The organism is Paracoccus angustae (assembly GCF_042648745.1).
Taxonomy (GTDB): Bacteria; Pseudomonadota; Alphaproteobacteria; order Rhodobacterales; family Rhodobacteraceae; genus Paracoccus; species Paracoccus angustae.
Genome location: NZ_JBHRXY010000052.1, coordinates 1 through 14,022, shown reverse-complemented (window position 1 = coordinate 14,022; position 14,022 = coordinate 1). Strand labels below are relative to the sequence as shown.

Here is a 14,022-nt window from a genome sequence, read left to right as displayed (position 1 = left end):
CGATGACCCCAAGATGGCGCCGATGCTGCATCTGCACAATGGATCCTTTCGGATTGCTGCCATGCAGCAACCGCATGACTGGCGCGTCACCTTCGGGCTTTGTCCCTGCAATTTATGACAAAAATGTTACACCCGAAGCCCGTTAGCGATCACGCTGCGATGCAAAAACGGGCGCGGGAGGCCGGACGGGCGGCGCGATGCCGCAAATTGCGGCGGGTGGTTGATGCGGGGGCCGCCTTGGACCATGTTGGCGCTGACGTTGCAAGAACAGGCCCGACATGTCCGTGAACCGCGAAGCTGCCCTTAGGGCAATCTCTGATATCCTGCTGCCGGACGGGCGGACGCTGGAAAAGGCCGATCTGGTGCGCGCCTTCACCGTCGAGGACGGCACCGTCAGATTCGTGCTGGAGGTCGCCGATGCCGCGGTCGCGCGCAGCCTCGCCCCTGTCGAGGCCGAGGCGAAGCGCCGGCTGGAGGCCTTGCCGGACGTGTCCAGAGTCCAGATCGTCATGACCGCGCCGGCGGGCAAGCCAAAGGGCGAACCCGTGCGGAGTTCGGGGGCCGCGCCCTCGTTGCAGATCGGGCGGCATCCCACGGCCCAGGCGGGGCCGCAGGCGATCGCGGGCGTCGGAAACATCGTCGCCATCGGCTCGGGCAAGGGCGGCGTGGGCAAGTCCACCGTGACCTCGAACCTTGCGGTGGCGCTGGCGCGGGCGGGGCGCAGGGTCGGGCTGCTGGACGCCGACATCTACGGACCCTCGCAGCCGCGCATGATGGGGGTGTCCGGTCGTCCCGCCAGCCCCGACGGCCAGCATATCGAGCCGCTGCGTGCCCATGGCGTGACGGTCATGTCCATCGGCCTGATGCTGAAGGAAGGCGAGGCGGTGGTGTGGCGCGGCCCCATGCTGATGGGCGCCATGCAGCAGATGTTGCAACAGGTGATGTGGGGCGAGCTTGACGTGCTGCTGATCGACCTGCCGCCCGGCACCGGCGACGTGCAGCTGAGCCTATGTCAGAAGGCCGCGGTGACGGGGGCGGTCATCGTATCCACCCCGCAGGACGTGGCGCTGCTGGATGCCCGCCGCGCCATCGACATGTTCAACAAGCTGAAGACCCCCGTTCTGGGTCTGGTCGAGAACATGTCCACCTATGTCTGCCCCAATTGCGGTCACGAGGCGCATCTGTTCGGCCATGGCGGCGTCGCGGCCGAGGCGGCGCAGCTGGGCTTGCCCTTCCTGGGCGAGCTGCCTTTGGAACTGGATGTGCGCCTTGCGGGCGATTCGGGCCGTCCGGTCGCCTTGGGCGACGGAGCGACAGCCCAGGCCTATGCCCGGCTGGCGGAGCGGCTGATCCAGGGCGGCGTGGCCTGATTCCGAATCCCCCTGGGAATGGACGGGAATGCAGGGTTCCTGCCCGGGCGCGCGGTTCTTCCGGCACCCTCGCGACGCCGTGAGCGGCTGTGAGCGGAAAATCCACAATTCCAATTTCCTGTGGATAACTGGCAACAGGTGGGGCCGTCCGGCGGGCCCGCCACCGTTTTCCGTCAGTGGAAGCAACAAAAGTTAATCACCTAGATTTAGTGTGTTTTCTGCGCTTGCTTCCCCAGCATGTGGATTTTTATCGATTCGCGACAGACGGATAGCCGATCTGCGACATTTCGCCGTTCGCGTTTTGGTTTCCCCGGCGGGCGAAGAATACCGTTGCTTCCCATGAAATCCCATGTCACAACCAGATCACGAAGACGGGCAGCAAAGGGGCATCAAAGACCCCGCAGGCGAGCAGGCTTTCATACAGGCATCCGTTTTCCAAATAAGCGCCCTCACGCGCGAGCAGCACCTCCCCCAGGTGGCGCGTGACAGGGCCAGACCCCGACAAGGGGCCGGAACGGGGAACGAGGGCGGCGGATCGGGCAGTGGCAGCGGCCCGGTCCGCCCTTTCTCTTTCGGGCGGGCGGAAGAGCGGCAGTGAGGCAGGCCAAGAGTGGCGCGGAAGTTCAGAGGCACTGAATCCGTCAAGGTCGATGGCAAGGGTCGAATGTCGATCCCGGCCCGGCTGCGGCGCGTGTTCGATGCCGGCGATCCGGGTTTCGCCACCGCGAACACGGGGCGCACGCAACTTGTGGCTGTATACGGTCCCGACTGGTGGAACTGGATCGAGCTTTACACCATCGACGCCATCGAGGAGATCGACGAACAGATCGACAAGCTCACGCGCGGTTCCCCGCAGCGCCGCTGGCTGGAAATGCTGATGAACGGCCAGTCCACCGATCTGGAGATCGACAAGGAAGGCCGCCTGGTCCTGCCGCAGAAACTTCGCGAAAAACTGGGCCTTGGCGACGGAACCGAAACGGTCTTCGAATCGCGCGGCGATTACATTCAGGTTTATCACCCCGACTCGCGCCCCAAGGATGTCGCGGCGCTGGAGGATTTCACCGCCCAGCACGGTCCCGAATTCGATCCCCGGTCCTTTCTGGACCAGGTGGACGAGGGCTAGGCCATGGCCGAATCGCATGTTCCCGTTCTGCTTGCCCCGCTGCTTCGGGCGGTGGCCCCGGTGTCGGGGGTCTGGCTGGACGGCACCTTCGGGGCGGGGGGCTATTCCCGCGGCCTGCTGGCCGCCGGGGCGGACCGGGTGATCGGCGTGGACCGCGATCCGCTGGTTTTCGACATGGCCGCGTCTTGGGCTGGCGAACACGGCGGCCGGTTGCGGCTGGTTGCCGGGACGTTCTCGGACCTTGATCAACTTGCGGGCGAATCGCTGGACGGGGTGGTTCTGGATCTGGGCGTCAGCTCGATGCAGCTGGATCTGGCGGAACGCGGCTTTTCCTTTCTGCGCGACGGCCCCCTGGACATGCGGATGGAGCAGGCGGGGCCGTCCGCCGCCGATCTGCTGAACACGGCCGAGGAATCCGTGATCGCCGACGTGCTGTATCATTACGGCGAGGAACGCGCCGCCCGCCGCATCGCCCGCGCCATCGTGGCCGCCCGTCCGCTGACCCGCACGGCGCAACTGGCCGAGGTCGTGGCATCCTGCCTGCCGCGCCCCAAGCCCGGCCAAAGCCATCCCGCCACCCGCAGCTTCCAGGCGATCCGCATCTGGGTGAACGACGAGTTCCGCCAGCTGGTGGACGGCCTTTCCGCCGCCGAACGCGCCCTGAAGCCCGGCGGCAAGCTGGCCGTGGTCAGCTTTCACTCGCTGGAGGACCGCATCGTCAAGCGGTTCATGCAGGTCCGGTCGAACAGCGCGGGCGGCGGCAGCCGCTATGCGCCGGTGCAGGACGCGGCGCCCCCGGCCTTTACCATGCCCTTCCGCCGCGCCATCGGCCCCGACCCCGAGGAGGAGGCCGCCAACCCCCGCGCCCGCTCGGCGCTGCTGCGCGTGGCGGTGCGCACCGACGCCCCCGCGGCCGCGGTCGATGCCGATGCCCTGGCCATGCCGCGCCTGCCGAAGGGGGGCCGCTGATGCGCCCCCTGACCTATCTGGCCTGCGCGCTTCTGGTCATGGGCCTGGCCTTCTGGGCCTATCGCGAGAATTACCGCACCCAGGCCGCCTTGGGCGAGATGAGCCAGGTTCAGCGCGACATAGCCCAGTTGCGAGAGGATCTGGGCGTGCTGCGCGCCGAATGGGCCTATCTCAACCGTCCCGACCGGCTGCGGGAACTGGTCGATCTGAACTTCGACCGGCTGCAATTGATCCCGCGCGAGGCGGGGCAGGTGATGGACCTGGGCCATATCGACTATCCCAAGCCGCCCGCGCCGCCTGATCCCGCGCCGCCCGAGCCCGCGCCGCAGGCCCGATCCGAAGTTCCCGGTTCCGATTCGTCCGACAGCCCCGCCGCCCCGCAGGAGTGACCGTCATGATCCGTATCCCCTTGCGTCCCCTGGCCCGGATCCTCCGCGCCCGAGAGCGCGGCGAGAACCCCGACGCCATCGAGGCCGAGAACCGCCGCCTGCGTCACGAGGCGGTCCAGGACAAGGCCCGCCGCAGGGCCGAGGGGCGGCTGGCGCTGATGGCCAGCCTGTTCGTTCTGGGTTTCGGCGTGGTGGGGGTGCGCATGGGCGCGCTGGCCTCCGCCGATCCCATCGAGCCGAGAAGCGAGGTCATGTCCGCGCAGATCGTGTCGCAGCGCGCGGACATCACCGACCGCAACGGCCGGGTGCTGGCCACCAACCTGCTGACCCATTCGCTTTATGCCCATCCCCACCAGATGGTCGATCCCGTCGGCGCGGCGCAGGGCCTGGCGCGGATCTTTCCCGACCTGGACGCCGACAAGCTGCTGCGCGACTTCACCGGCAGCCGCAAGTTCATGTGGATCAAGCGCAAGATGTCGCCCGAACAGATGCAGGCCGTTCACGACATCGGCGAACCCGGCCTGCTGTTCGGCCCGCGCGAGATGCGCGTTTATCCCAACGGCCGCATCGCCAGCCACATCCTGGGCGGCTCGGGCTTCGGCAACGAGGGCGTGGACAGCGCCGAGGTTCTGGGCGTGGCGGGCGTCGAAAAGGCCTTTGACGGCTGGCTGCGCGATCCCGCCAACGAAGGCGCGCCCTTGCAGCTGTCCATCGACCTGGCCGTTCAGGCGGCGATGGAGCAGGTGCTCGCCTCGGGCATGGAGGTGATGAGCGCCAAGGGCGCCACCGGCATCCTGATGGAGATCGCCTCGGGCGAGATCCTGGCCATGGCGTCCTTGCCCGACTTCGACCCGAACGACCGGCCTCGCCCGCTGCTGAAGGGCGATCCGTCCGACAGCCCGCTGTTCAACCGCGCGGTGCAGGGGCAATACGAACTGGGGTCCACCTTCAAGATCTTCCCGGTGGCGCAGGCGCTGGATCTGGCGCTGATCAACCCCAACAGCGGCATCAACACCACGGCGCCGATGCGGATCGGCAAGTATCGGATCAACGATTTCTCGAACTACGGCCCGCAGTTGTCCGCGACCGACGTGATCGTGAAGTCCTCGAACGTCGGCACGGTCAGGATCGCGCAGATGATCGGGGTCGAGCGGCAGAAGGATTTCCTGCAAAAGCTGGGCTTTTTCGATCCCTTGCCCATCGAGATGGTCGAGGCCCCGACCGGCAAGCCGCTGGTGCCCACCCGCTGGCCCGCCGTGACCGCGGCGACCGTGTCCTTTGGCCACGGCCTTGCCGCAAGTCCGCTGCACCTGGCCGTTGCCTATGCCACCGTCGCCAACGGCGGCCGCAAGGTCACGCCCACGCTGATCCACGGCCGGACCCGTCTCGAGGGCGAGCAGGTGCTGTCCGAACGCGCCGCCGCCCGCGCCGTGGACATGTTGCGCCAGGTCGTGACGCGCGGCACCGCCAAGCAGGCCGAGGTCGAAGGCTACGAGGTCGCGGGCAAGACCGGGACCGCCGACAAGCCGCGCCCCTCGGGCGGGTATTACGACAACAAGGTGGTCTCGACCTTTGCCTCGGTCTTTCCGGCCAGCGATCCGAAATACGTGATGATCGTGACGCTGGACGAACCGTCCGTCACCGGGCCGGGCGGGGAAAGCCGCACGGCGGGGGCCACCGCCGCGCCGGTCGCGTCGGCCATCATCCGCCGCCTGGCGCCGCTGGTCGGGCTGGAGCCCGTCACCGACGAAAACCTGCCGGTCATCGCGCCGCGCTTCGCCCCCCGTGTTGAATCCGCGCCCGGCGATGAGCTAAAGGTCGTCGCAAACCAATGACGGGTGGAACTGTGGGGCAAGGCACGAAATCGCTGTCGCAGCTGGGGCTGCGGGCAAGGGACGGGCGCGACCCGGCCATCACCGGCCTGTCGCTGGACAGCCGCGCGGTAAGGCCGGGCCACCTGTTCGCCGCCTTGCCCGGATCGGCGCTGCACGGGGCCGAGTTCATCCCCTATGCCCTGCGGATGGGGGCGGGCGCGATCCTGACCGACCGCGCCGGGGCCGACATGGCGGCGGACGCCCTGTCCGGCTGGAACGGCGCCGTGGTGGTGGCCGCCGATCCGCGCGCCGCCCTGGCCGGGGCGGCCGCCCTGTGGTTCGAAGCGCAGCCCGAGCATGTCGTGGCGGTCACCGGCACCTCGGGCAAGACAAGCGTCGCCAGCTTCACCCGCCAGATTTGGCAGCATGGAGGCCGCAAGGCCATCAGCCTGGGCACCATGGGGGTCGAGGGCGATTACCAGGCCAAGCTGGCCCATACCACGCCCGATCCCCTGACCCTGCACCGCATCCTGGCCGAGGCCGCCGCCGCAGGCGTCACCCACGCCGCCATGGAGGCGTCGAGCCATGGGCTGGACCAGCGCCGCCTGGACGGCGTGCGGATCGAGGCCGGGGCCTTCACGAACTTCAGCCAGGACCACCTGGACTATCATGCGGGCTTCGACGAATATTTCGCCGCCAAGGCCCTGTTGTTCAATCACATCCTTGAAGACGGCGCGTCCGCCGTCATCAACGTCGACGGCGAGCGCGGGCGGCAGATGCTGGACATCGCCACGGATCGCGGGCTGGCCGTCACCACCGTGGGCAGCGGGGAAAATGCCATGCTGCGGATCCTGGGGCAGCGTTACGACGCCACCGGGCAGGATCTGCGCTTTTCGCTGATGGGCCAGCCGCACATGGTCCGCCTGCCGCTGATCGGCGGGTTCCAGGCGGAAAACGTGCTGGCGGCGATGGGGCTGGCGCTGGCCTCGGGCGATGCCGCCGAGGCCGTGCTGCGCGCCCTGCCGGACCTGCACACCGTGCGGGGCCGGATGCAGCTTGTCGCGCAGCGGGAAAACGGCGCCACGGTTTTCGTGGACTACGCCCACAAGCCCGGCGCGGTTGTGGCCGCGCTGCAATCGCTGCGCCCGCATGTGATGGGCCGCATTGTCTGCGTGATCGGCGCGGGGGGCGACCGCGACCGGGGCAAGCGCCCGCTGATGGGCGAGGCCGCGCGCCGGTTCGCCGACGTGGTGATCGTCACCGACGACAACCCCCGCACCGAGGATCCGGCGGCCATCCGCGCCGCCGTGATGGAGGGCGCCGGTCCCGACGCGACCGAGGTGGCCGATCGGGCCGAGGCGATCCTGCGCGGCGTCGATGCGCTTCTGCCGGGCGACGCGCTGTTGATCTGCGGCAAGGGCCACGAAACCGGGCAGATCATCGGCAACGACATCTATCCCTTCGACGATGCCGAACAGGCATCCGTCGCGGTTGCAGCACTGGACGGCAAGATATGAGCCTGTGGACAGCCGACGAGGCCGCCGCCGCGACGGGCGGGCGGGCGCAGGGGGATTGGACCGCGACCGGCGTGTCCATCGACACCCGCACGATCCGGCCGGGCGATCTGTTCGTGGCCTTGACGGACGCGCGCGACGGCCATGACTTCGTGGCTTCCGCCCTGGAAAAGGGCGCCGCCGCCGCGCTTGTCAGCCGCGTCCCGGACGGCGTTGACCCGGCCGCGCCGCTGCTGGTGGTGCCCGACGTGCTGGCCGCGCTGGAATCGCTTGGCCGCGCCGGGCGGGCGCGCATGACGGGCAGGGTCATCGCCGTCACCGGCTCGGTCGGCAAGACCTCGACCAAGGACATGGCGCGGACGGCCCTGGCGGGGCAAGGACGCATCCACGCCGCCGAGGCCAGCTACAACAACCATTGGGGCGTGCCCCTGACGCTGGCGCGGATGCCGCAGGACACGGACTTCGCCATTATCGAGATCGGCATGAACCATCCGGGCGAGATCGCGCCGCTGTCGCGCCTGGCCCGCCCGCATGTGGCGATGATCACCACCGTTGCCGCCGCCCATCTGGAGGCCTTCGGCGCCATCGAGGGCATCGCCCGCGAAAAGGGCGCGATCTTCGAAGGCCTGGAACCCATTGGCCACGCCATCATCCCCGAGGATCTGCCGGTTACGCAGATCCTGCGCGACTGCGCGGATGCCGCGGGCGCGCTTGTCATGGGCTTCGGCCGCGACGGGCAGGCAAAGCTGGTGCAGGCCAGACCGGCGGATGGCGCGATCCGGTGCCGCGCCAGGATCGGCGGCGAGACCGTCGATTTCACCCTGCAAACCACCGGCGCCCATTTCGCGATGAACGCGGTGGGCGTGCTGGCCGCGCTTGCCGCCGCCAGGGCGGACCTGAAGGAAGCCGCCAAGCGCCTTGGCGACTGGCTGCCCCCCAAGGGCCGCGGCGCGGTCGAGGATCTCACGGGCATCCGCCTGATCGACGACGCCTACAACGCCAACCCGACCTCGCTGGCGGCGGGGCTTGCCACGCTTGCCGGGTTGCAAGGCGGACGGCGCGTGGCGATCCTGGGCGACATGCTGGAACTGGGCCGCGACGAGATCGCCATGCACCGGGACATGGCCGCCGACCCGGCCATGGCGCAGGTCGATCTGGTCCACAGCGCCGGTCCCCGGATGCGCCACCTGCACGACGCGCTGCCCCCGGCCAAGCGCGGCATCTGGGCCGAAAGCGCGTCAGACCTGGCCACCCGCGTGGCCGACCTGGTCGCGCCCGGCGACATCGTGCTGGTCAAGGGGTCCAAGTCCTCGAGGATTTCGACCGTCGTTGACGCCCTGCGGAAAACGGCGCGAACGCCTGCATCTGACAAGAAAGAATAACCGATGCTTTATTGGCTGAGCGGCCTTTCCGAAGGGGGCGACCTCTTCAACCTGTTCCGCTACATCACCTTCCGGGCAGGGGCCGCGTTCTTCACGGCGCTGATCTTCGGCTTCATCTTCGGGCGTCCGCTGATCAACTATCTGCGCCGGGTGCAGAAAAAGGGCCAGCCGATCCGCGACGACGGCCCCGAGGGGCATTTCGTCAAGGCGGGCACCCCCACCATGGGCGGCATCCTGATCCTGTCGGCGCTGTTCTTCTCGACGCTGCTTTGGGCGCGGCTGGACAACGGCTATGTCTGGATCGTGCTTCTGGTGACGGCGGGCTATGCCGCGATCGGCTTCGCCGACGATTATGCCAAGGTCAGCAAGCAGAACACCAAGGGCGTGTCGGGCCGCAAGCGCATGGCGATGGGCATGGCGCTGGCGCTTGTCGCCTCGTCCTGGGCGATGTGGCTGCATCCGGCGGACCTGTCGGGTCAGGTGGCCTTGCCGGTCTTCAAGGACGTGCTGCTGAACCTGTGGCTGCTGTTCATCCCCTTCGGGATGCTGGTGATCGTGGGGTCCGCCAATGCGGTGAACCTGACGGACGGTCTTGACGGGCTTGCGATCATGCCGGTGATGATCGCGGCGGGCACGCTGGGCGTCATCGCCTATACGGTGGGCCGGGTGGACTTCACCGACTACCTGGGCGTCCACCACGTCCCCGGCACGGGCGAGATCCTGATCTTCGTGTCCGCCCTGATCGGCGGCGGCCTGGGGTTTCTGTGGTACAACGCGCCGCCCGCCGCCGTCTTCATGGGCGACACCGGCTCGCTGGCGCTTGGCGGCGCGCTTGGCGCCATCGCCGTCGTCACCAAGCACGAGATCGTGCTGGCCATCGTCGGCGGCTTGTTCGTGGTCGAGGCGTTGTCTGTCATCATCCAGGTCGCCTATTTCAAGCGCACCGGCCGGCGCGTCTTCCTGATGGCGCCGATCCATCACCATTTCGAGAAAAAGGGCTGGGCCGAGCCGCAGATCGTCATCCGCTTCTGGATCATCTCGCTGATCCTGGCGCTGATCGGGCTGGCGACGCTGAAGCTGCGCTAGCGTCCGGCAAAGCGTTTCATCTTGGTTCAAATATCCTCGGGGGTCCGGGGGCAGACAGCCCCCGGCTTGATTGAAAGGTCATCCCAATGATCCCGGTTCAAGGCGTCGAAGGACAAACCGTTGCCGTTCTGGGCCTGGGCCGTTCCGGCAAGGCCACCGCTGCCGCCCTGGCAGCCGGCGGCGCCACCGTTATCGCCTGGGACGACGGCACCGACACGCGCGCGGCAGCGGCTGCGGACGGCCTGACCATTGCCGACCTGACCCGGGACGACGCCTGGGCGGGGGTGGCGGCGCTGATCACCAGCCCGGGCATCCCGCATCTTTACCCCAAACCCCACCCGGTGATCGCCAAGGCCTATGCTCTGGGCATCCCCGTGGACAACGACATCGGCCTGTTCTTCCGCAGCTATGCCACGGCCGATTGGGAAGGCTTCGACCGCGCCCCCCGCGTGATCGCCGTCACCGGATCGAACGGCAAGTCCACGACAACCGCGCTGATCCGTCATGTCCTGCGCGAATCCGGCCGCCCCACGCAGATGGGCGGCAACATCGGCACCGGCGTCCTGTCGCTGCAACCGGCCGAGGATGGCGAGGTGGTGGTGCTGGAACTGTCCAGCTACCAGACCGAACTGGCCCGCGCGCTGACGCCGGATGTGGCGGTTTTCACCAACCTGTCGCCCGACCATCTGGACCGCCATGGCGGCCCCGGCGGTTACTTCGCGGCCAAGCGCAGGCTGTTCTCGGAAGGCGGGCCGGACCGCGCGGTGATCGGCATCGACGAAACCGAGGGGCTTTATCTGGCGAACCAGTTGTCGATGGGACCGGCGGATGACCGGGTGATCCGCGTGTCATCGGGGCAGAAGCTGGACGGGGCGGGCTGGTCGGTCTTTGCGCGCAAGGGGTTTCTTTGCGAATACCGCAAGGGCCGGCAGGCGGCTTCCATCGACCTGCGCGCGGTGACGGGCCTGCCGGGGGCGCACAACCATCAGAACGCCTGCGCGGCCTATGCCGCCTGCCGCGCCGTGGGCCTTGCGCCGCGTGAGATCGAGGCCGCGTTCCACAGCTTCGCCGGACTGCCGCATCGCAGCCAGACCGTGGCCGAGATCGGCGGGGTCCGTTACGTCAACGATTCAAAGGCCACCAATGTAGATGCCGCGGCCAAGGCGCTGCAAGCTTTCGACCGGATCCGCTGGATCGCCGGGGGGCTTGGCAAGGAAGGGGGCATCGCTGCGCTGGCCCCCCATCTGGCCCGCGTCACCAAGGCCTATTTGATCGGCCATTCCGCCCGCGACTTCGCCCTGGAGATCGGCCAGACCCCTCACGAGATCGCCGAAACGATGGAAGCCGCGGTCGCCCGCGCCGCGTCCGAGGCCCGGCCTGGCGAAACCGTGCTGCTGGCGCCTGCCGCCGCCAGCTTCGATCAGTATCCGAACTTCGAGAAGCGCGGCGAGCATTTCACCGCATTGGTTCAGGCCCTGGGCGCGCGCTGATGGCGAAGACAGGGGGCTGTCTGCCCCCTGCGGACGCCCAAGGGCGTCCTGCCCCCGAGGATATTTTCGCAAAGGTGAAAAGATCAGGACCAGCTTGGCGGGCGCTTTTCCAGGAAAGCCGTCATGCCCTCGGCGGTGTCGGGCAGCAAGATGTTTTGGCACATCGCCGCGCCCGCGGTTTCATAGGCATCGGCCAGGCCAAGCCGCAGCTGGTCGTGAAAGGCGCGCTTGCCCAGGCGGATCGCGGCGGGCAGCTTGGCCGCGATGGCCGCGGCCATGGCCATGGCCGTCCGGGTCAGCGCATCGGCCGGGGCGACGCGGTTGACCAGGCCAAGCTGCAAGGCGCGGGCGGCATCGACGAAATCGCCCGTCACCAGCATCTCGAAAGCCGTTTTTGGCGGAATGGCGCGGGTCAGGGCGACCATCGGGGTCGAGCAGAACAGCCCGATGTTCACCCCATTGACGCCGAAACGCGCACCTTCGGCCGCCACGGCCAGGTCGCAGGACGCGACCAGCTGGCATCCGGCGGCGGTGGCGATGCCCTGGACCTCGGCGATCACCGGCTGGGGCAGGGCGGGAATCATCTGCATCATGCGGGCGCAGCTGTCGAACAGATCCGCAAAGGCCGCCCGCCCGCCATCCGCATCACTCCGCGCCGCCTGCATCTGCCGCAGGTCGTGCCCCGCGCAGAAGGCCCGGCCATTCGCCGCCAGAACGACCACGCGCACCGCGTCGTCTTCGGCGATGCCGCGCAGCGCGCCTGTCAGCGCGGCGATCATCTCGGCCGAGAGCGCGTTGAAGTTGCCGGGGCTGTTCAGCACCAGCCGCGCGATCCCATCGCCGTCCTGTCGCAGGATCAGGTCCGCCATCTTGATCTTTCTCCCTCTTTGGCGGCAAGCCTATGCCGGGACAGGGCGGGGGAAAAGCATGGATATCCTGATGGACGCGCAGGCGCTGAACGCCTTTCTGGCGGCGGACTTTCCGCAGGTGGCGGACAGCGTCAGCGTGCAGGCGGTGGCGCCCGACAGGCTGGTCGCGCGGCTGCGCGTGGACGACAGGCACCTGCGGCCCGGCGGCACGGTGGGCGGTCCGTCGATCTTCGCCCTGGCCGACGTGGCGATCTATTGCGCGATCCTGTCGCGGATCGGGCCGGTGGCGCTGGCGGTGACAACCAACGCCTCGATCGACTTCATGCGCAAGCCCGTGGCAGGGCGCGACCTGCTGGCCGAATGCCGGATCCTCAAGCTGGGCCGCAGCCTTGCGGTGGCCGAGGCGCTGGTCTTTTCGGACGGGGGCGCCGATCCGGTCGCCCGCTGCTCGATGACCTATGCGATTCCGCCAAAGAAGCCGGAAAACAGCCTCTTGTGATGGGGTATCATATTACCTATTTCATAAGCCATTGAACCAGAGTGATTAATCTTCTGCCGCCGTGCTTGACGGATCGGTTGCGATTGCCGATACACCCCCATCTCGGAATTTCACGACCCTGAAGGGACGAAAGATGAAAACCTATACCGCGAAACCGGCGGAGATCGAGAAGAAGTGGATCCTGATCGACGCCGAGGGCGTCGTTCTGGGCCGTCTTGCCACGATCGTCGCCAATCGCCTGCGCGGCAAGCACAAGCCGACCTTCACCCCGCACATGGACATGGGCGACAACGTCATCATCATCAACGCCGACAAGGTGCAGATGACCGGCAACAAGCGGGATGACAAGAAATACTACTGGCACACCGGCCATCCGGGCGGCATCAAGCACCGCACCGCCCGCCAAGTGCTGGAAGGCGCCCATCCCGAGCGAGTGGTGACCAAGGCCGTGGAACGCATGATCAGCCGCAACAAGCTGGGCAAGCAGCAGATGACCCATCTGCGCGTCTATGCCGGCGCCGAGCATCCGCACGAGGCGCAGCAGCCCGAAGTTCTGGACGTGAAGGTCCTGAACCCCAAGAACACCCGGAGCGCGTGATTATGGCCGAAGACATCAAGAGCCTCGACGATCTGAAATCGGTCGTGACCGGCAGCGCCGCCGTGACCGAAGCCCCCGCGCGCCGCGAAGCGCAGCGCGACCAGCACGGCCGTTCCTATGCGACCGGCAAGCGCAAGGACGCCGTTGCCCGCGTGTGGGTAAAGGCCGGTTCCGGCAAGTTCCTGATCCGCAACAACAAGGGCGAATACGTGGATTACACGCAGTATTTCGCCCGTCCCGTCTTGCAGATGATCCTGCGCCAGCCGTTCGATGTCGCCGGCGTCGCCGGCCAGTACGACGTCATGGCAACGGTGAGTGGCGGTGGCCTGTCCGGCCAAGCCGGCGCCGTGAAGCACGGCATCAGCCAGGCGCTGCAACTGCACGAACCCAGCCTGCGCGCCGCCTTGAAGGCCGCCGGTTTCCTGACCCGCGACTCGCGTGTGGTGGAGCGGAAGAAATACGGCAAGGCCAAGGCGCGCCGCAGCTTCCAGTTCTCCAAACGCTGATTCCGGCGACCAGCTTGTCCAGAAGGCGCGACCCGCAGGGGCCGCGCCTTTTTCGTTTCCGAACCGCCATGGAATCGTCACCGACCTGTCACCAAGGGCGATCAAACTGCCTGCAAGGCGAGCATTGCGCCGATTGTGGAACTGCCAAGGCGCCATGAACGGCGATTCCTGCGGGAGTCGTGGCAAGATGAGGGCGGGATTCGCCCCGTTCTCGCATCGGGATCACCCGGTTCGCCCGATCTCGGCCGGACCAGGTTATGAATTATTCGTTCCAAAACAATATGTTGAAAGAAAGTTGTCCGGCGGGTGCATTTTCCTTCTTGCCCCTGACCATCTCTCTCCGTAAATACCGCTTCACCGAAGGCGGGAACGCTGATGGGGACGGGGAAGCGGGCTTTTTGGTTTGTGGACCT

13 protein-coding genes are annotated in these 14,022 nt (G+C 67.5%); 12 read left to right on the top strand and 1 reads right to left on the bottom strand.

Translation table 11 applies throughout. The features are described from left to right. Window positions 1-278 precede the first annotated feature (278 nt). The 9 genes from ACFOM8_RS21155 to murD all read left to right on the top strand — a co-directional run bounded on the left by ACFOM8_RS21155 (window position 279) and on the right by murD (window position 11,137). Entirely contained in the window at window positions 279-1,370 is a 1,092-nt protein-coding gene (locus ACFOM8_RS21155) for an Mrp/NBP35 family ATP-binding protein (protein WP_377764357.1), read from the top strand. Between the two features lie 610 nt (window positions 1,371-1,980). Beyond that, window positions 1,981-2,493 carry a division/cell wall cluster transcriptional repressor MraZ gene (locus tag ACFOM8_RS21150; RefSeq protein WP_377764356.1) on the top strand — a complete coding sequence of 171 codons (513 nt, stop codon included), beginning with the start codon at window positions 1,981-1,983 and terminating at the stop codon, window positions 2,491-2,493. 3 nt (window positions 2,494-2,496) lie between these two features. Beyond that, window positions 2,497-3,462, top strand: a complete 966-nt coding sequence (gene rsmH / locus ACFOM8_RS21145) for a 16S rRNA (cytosine(1402)-N(4))-methyltransferase RsmH (protein ID WP_377764354.1) — start codon at window positions 2,497-2,499, stop codon at window positions 3,460-3,462. Then, window positions 3,462-3,851, top strand: coding sequence for a cell division protein FtsL (gene ftsL, locus ACFOM8_RS21140; protein ID WP_377764353.1), 390 nt, complete (start codon window positions 3,462-3,464; stop codon window positions 3,849-3,851). Before rsmH ends, ftsL begins: the two co-directional genes overlap by 1 nt. Before the next feature lie 5 nt (window positions 3,852-3,856). Continuing rightward, on the top strand, window positions 3,857-5,686 hold the full coding sequence (locus ACFOM8_RS21135; protein WP_377764351.1) for a peptidoglycan D,D-transpeptidase FtsI family protein: 1,830 nt from the start codon (window positions 3,857-3,859) through the stop codon (window positions 5,684-5,686). Beyond that, window positions 5,683-7,182 carry a UDP-N-acetylmuramoyl-L-alanyl-D-glutamate--2,6-diaminopimelate ligase gene (locus tag ACFOM8_RS21130; protein ID WP_377764350.1) on the top strand — a complete coding sequence of 500 codons (1,500 nt, stop codon included), beginning with the start codon at window positions 5,683-5,685 and terminating at the stop codon, window positions 7,180-7,182. The genes ACFOM8_RS21135 and ACFOM8_RS21130 overlap by 4 nt, the downstream gene beginning before the upstream one ends. Next, entirely contained in the window at window positions 7,179-8,561 is a 1,383-nt protein-coding gene (locus ACFOM8_RS21125) for a UDP-N-acetylmuramoyl-tripeptide--D-alanyl-D-alanine ligase (protein WP_377764348.1), read from the top strand. The genes ACFOM8_RS21130 and ACFOM8_RS21125 overlap by 4 nt, the downstream gene beginning before the upstream one ends. 3 nt (window positions 8,562-8,564) lie before the next feature. Beyond that, window positions 8,565-9,647, top strand: coding sequence for a phospho-N-acetylmuramoyl-pentapeptide-transferase (gene mraY, locus ACFOM8_RS21120; RefSeq protein WP_377764346.1), 1,083 nt, complete (start codon window positions 8,565-8,567; stop codon window positions 9,645-9,647). An 86-nt stretch (window positions 9,648-9,733) separates the two neighbouring features. Further along, a complete protein-coding gene (gene murD, locus ACFOM8_RS21115) occupies window positions 9,734-11,137 on the top strand; it encodes a UDP-N-acetylmuramoyl-L-alanine--D-glutamate ligase (RefSeq protein WP_377764344.1) in 1,404 nt (467 codons plus the stop codon). Window positions 11,138-11,220: 83 nt separating this feature from the next. On the opposite strand, the gene ACFOM8_RS21110 is transcribed toward murD, so the two are convergent. Then, on the bottom strand, window positions 11,221-12,006 hold the full coding sequence (locus tag ACFOM8_RS21110; protein WP_377764343.1) for an enoyl-CoA hydratase: 786 nt from the start codon (window positions 12,004-12,006) through the stop codon (window positions 11,221-11,223). 58 nt (window positions 12,007-12,064) lie between these two features. Between ACFOM8_RS21110 and ACFOM8_RS21105 the strand changes: the two genes are divergently transcribed. From ACFOM8_RS21105 to rpsI, 3 genes are all read left to right on the top strand, one after another. Next, window positions 12,065-12,505 carry a PaaI family thioesterase gene (locus ACFOM8_RS21105; protein WP_377764341.1) on the top strand — a complete coding sequence of 147 codons (441 nt, stop codon included), beginning with the start codon at window positions 12,065-12,067 and terminating at the stop codon, window positions 12,503-12,505. 133 nt (window positions 12,506-12,638) lie between these two features. Beyond that, window positions 12,639-13,103 (top strand): 50S ribosomal protein L13, encoded by a 465-nt coding sequence (gene rplM / locus ACFOM8_RS21100; protein WP_377764340.1) that lies wholly within the window; start codon window positions 12,639-12,641, stop codon window positions 13,101-13,103. Between the two features lie 2 nt (window positions 13,104-13,105). After that, entirely contained in the window at window positions 13,106-13,609 is a 504-nt protein-coding gene (rpsI, locus tag ACFOM8_RS21095) for a 30S ribosomal protein S9 (protein ID WP_377764339.1), read from the top strand. Window positions 13,610-14,022: the final 413 nt, after the last annotated feature.